The organism is Chroococcidiopsis sp. CCALA 051, from assembly GCF_003015105.1.
Taxonomy (GTDB): Bacteria; Cyanobacteriota; Cyanobacteriia; order Cyanobacteriales; family Chroococcidiopsidaceae; genus Chroococcidiopsis; species Chroococcidiopsis thermalis.
This window is the reverse complement of sequence record NZ_PYCI01000250.1, coordinates 1-2,903: the sequence shown is the minus strand read 5'-3', so window position 1 is coordinate 2,903 and position 2,903 is coordinate 1. Positions and strand designations below refer to the sequence as shown.

Annotated in this window: 2 protein-coding genes and 1 pseudogene; 1 reads left to right on the top strand and 2 read right to left on the bottom strand. The window is 46.2% G+C overall.

Translation table 11 applies throughout. The features are described from left to right. Positions 1-719, top strand: a pseudogene (locus C7Y66_RS30285) (dolichyl-phosphate-mannose--protein O-mannosyl transferase); the annotation flags it as partial. Here the strand turns inward: C7Y66_RS30285 and trmB are convergent. Further along, positions 716-1,345: a tRNA (guanosine(46)-N7)-methyltransferase TrmB gene (gene trmB, locus C7Y66_RS30280; RefSeq protein WP_106548362.1), complete on the bottom strand. Its 630-nt coding sequence runs from the start codon at positions 1,343-1,345 to the stop codon at positions 716-718. The pseudogene C7Y66_RS30285 and the gene trmB overlap by 4 nt on opposite strands. Positions 1,346-1,542: 197 nt before the next feature. After that, on the bottom strand, positions 1,543-2,751 hold the full coding sequence (locus C7Y66_RS30275; RefSeq protein ID WP_106548363.1) for an FIST N-terminal domain-containing protein: 1,209 nt from the start codon (positions 2,749-2,751) through the stop codon (positions 1,543-1,545). Positions 2,752-2,903: the final 152 nt, after the last annotated feature.

The window sequence follows — 2,903 nt, the reverse complement described above, 5'->3', positions numbered from 1 at the left end:
TCCCTGTTGCCATTTACAGTATCAGTTGGATTCCTCACCTCATGCTCAATCCCACACCTAACTTTTGGGAAATGCAGCGCGAGATCTTGTTCTATCACCAGCGCATCGGTAGTAGTGCAGACGTGCATCCATATTGTTCTCGCTGGTACACCTGGTTGTTGATGTTGCGTCCGGTTGCCTATTTTTACAAAACTACCATTTCTCTTGACGAATCAGTACCAGTCGTGGGACCACCCCTACCAGAAGCGAGTGCAAAAGTCATCTACGACGTACACGCAATGGGAAATCCGATCTTGTGGTGGTTCTCCGCTGTTGCAATTTTGTATGCTGTTTGGGTAGTTGCTAAAAGCGCGATTGCGTTTGCAACTGTTAATTCTGCCACATCACAAAATCCTAGAATTCAAAATTTTGAACTTCAAAGTCTTGGAATTTATTTGTTCTTTACCCTGAATTGGTTGGCTAATTTATTACCCTGGATGCGGGTGACGCGCTGTACGTTTTTGTACCACTACATGGGTGCTTCGGTGTTTGCCGTGCTAGCCTTGGCTTGGATCGTCGATCGATGGTTGCGCAGTTATCACAGAAACCTACGGCTGTTAGGCGTAACGGCAATATTTTTGATTCTTCTGGCTTTTGTCTTTTGGATGCCGCTTTATTTAGGTCTACCGCTATCTCCTGAAAGTTATCGCTGGCGGATGTGGTTGCCGTCTTGGGTTTAACTTTTGGAGAACACAGTCCGATACACGGGTTCGCCACGCGACAGGGTAGACTTTTCCCTTTCCGTGGCTACAGGTAAGGGATTTTCTGACAACCATTCTTCACTTTGGATTTGAAATGCGGTATGGGCAAGGAAGCGATCGCGCATTTCTACTGCGATCGCTTCAACATCTGATTGTAAAAATACGATTCCCCCAGGAATGAGATATTTTGCGATTTCTTCTACCAACTCCGGTTGTACGACTCGCCGTTTAGCATGGCGATTTTTAAACCAAGGATCGGGAAACTGAATCGTGACGCGCTGCAATACTCCTTCTGGTAAAGAACTGAGAATAGGTAATAGCGAATTATTCACATTACAAAATAGGTAATGCAAATTGGTCAATCCCAATTCATCCCGCCACTTATTCGCCTCATCTACTAACGGTTCCCGAATTTCCAGTCCGAGAAAATTCCAACTAGACTCTAGCTGCGCCATCCCTAACACAAAACGTCCCTTCCCGCAACCTATATCTAGATGTAGCGGTTGGGTAGGCAGAGCAAATATCTTATCCCACTCTGGCGGATTAACCGGAGTTTGATATTTATTAGCTAACGGATTGACGTGCTGACGAACGCGAATAACCACTAGTTTAGGGAGCAGTGAGCAGGGAGCAGGGAGCAGAGGGGCAGAGGAGGACAAAGGGGACAAGGAAGCAGAGGGGCAGAGGGAGCAGAGGAGATCGAATAACTAACTGGTCACTGGTAACTGGTCACTGGTCACTGGTCACTGTCGCCCCACACCCTTTCTTTACCGATAACTGATAACTGTCAACTGATAACTGGTCACTGTTCCCTACATATAGCAAAAACAGAGGTATACCCGTGCAGAAAGGTGCTATTGCCAACAGGACCGATTTCACCGTTGCAGAAAAAGCCGCCCAAGGGTAGACCTGGTAAGTATTGGCGGAATAATTGCGAATCGAAATTAGCTTTACCATAAAGTCCTTCACCTCTGCCCAGACAGGAGAACATTAGCGCTCCAGCCGCAGCAGGAGAAGATTGAGTTTGAATTTGATAGCGTTGCAACAAATATTCTAAGTCTTCAGCTGAGGTATTGGCATCGCGTAGATGAAACTGAATGCGCTGTCCTGGACGAATGCGATCGCCAATCGCAATTGCGCCAAACTTCGGGTCTACTCCTAGTAAGTTACGGATGAGAAAGTCCCCCTGTTCTAAATCTTGCTTGAATTCGTCTCGCGCTACACCAATGAATAAGGAATTTTGTGCCAACTCGCGATCGTCTTCGCTTAAGTCTTCCAATATATCTCGCAACACTGTCAAGGGGGGTTGAGCTTCGAGTTCTAAGACGATATTGCGATCGCAAGCGCCGATCTGATAAGGTTTGCCAATCGGACGACAACCTTGCGCCACAATAGTTTCCAACACGACATTTCCGCTTAAAGCAACACCGACTGCTCCTTCACGGTAGACTTTATCGTTGAAAAACAAATTGATTCGACCACCCATTTGACTACTGCTGGCAAGTCCGCCAACAGTCACCGAACCAGGATAAGCAAAGTCTAGTCCTGCAAGTAAATCGTTGATTTGAGATGAAAATGGTTCAGCTAGTAAAATGAATTGCGGTGTAGGAGATGTAGGAACGCCCAAAAGCTCCTCCCAGGTATTAGGAGAGCTATCTAAGTCAGGCAATTCCTCTGAGACGATATGAAACGGCTTGACTTGCACGCCAGGAAGATGTGCTAACGTCAAGCTCAGGGCTGGTAAATCTTCTATTTCTTGGGTTTGTTTTTGCCCATCCATCCCAATAATTCCACCACCGCTACAGCCAATTAGCACTGGGATGGATATGCGTTCTTTCAGCAAAGGCAGCAGGCGAGAATATTCGCTGGTAAAAGCTGACGAAATAAAGACTATACCTAGATCTATTGGTGCTTGTAAAGCAGAAGTTGCCACTTCCACAACTTCCGCCACCGCAGCCTCTAAAGAAGGGCGAGTTGATAGGGCGTTTGCCCACTGCATTTTATCTGCCATGAGTTCTACCATCCCTTCTCGATCTAGATTTATGCATCATTTCATCTAAAATTATGGCAATCGATCTTCCTTAAAAGCATCTTACTTCAGTTATCAGTTATCAGTGGCTAGTGGCTAGTGGCTAGTGGATAGAATTGCTTCCTCTGCTGCCT

Excerpts from the sequence above, each read along its gene's own strand:
- C7Y66_RS30275 (WP_106548363.1), bottom strand. The coding sequence starts at position 2,751 with ATGGCAGATAAAATGCAGTGGGCAAACGCCCTATCAACTCGCCCTTCT.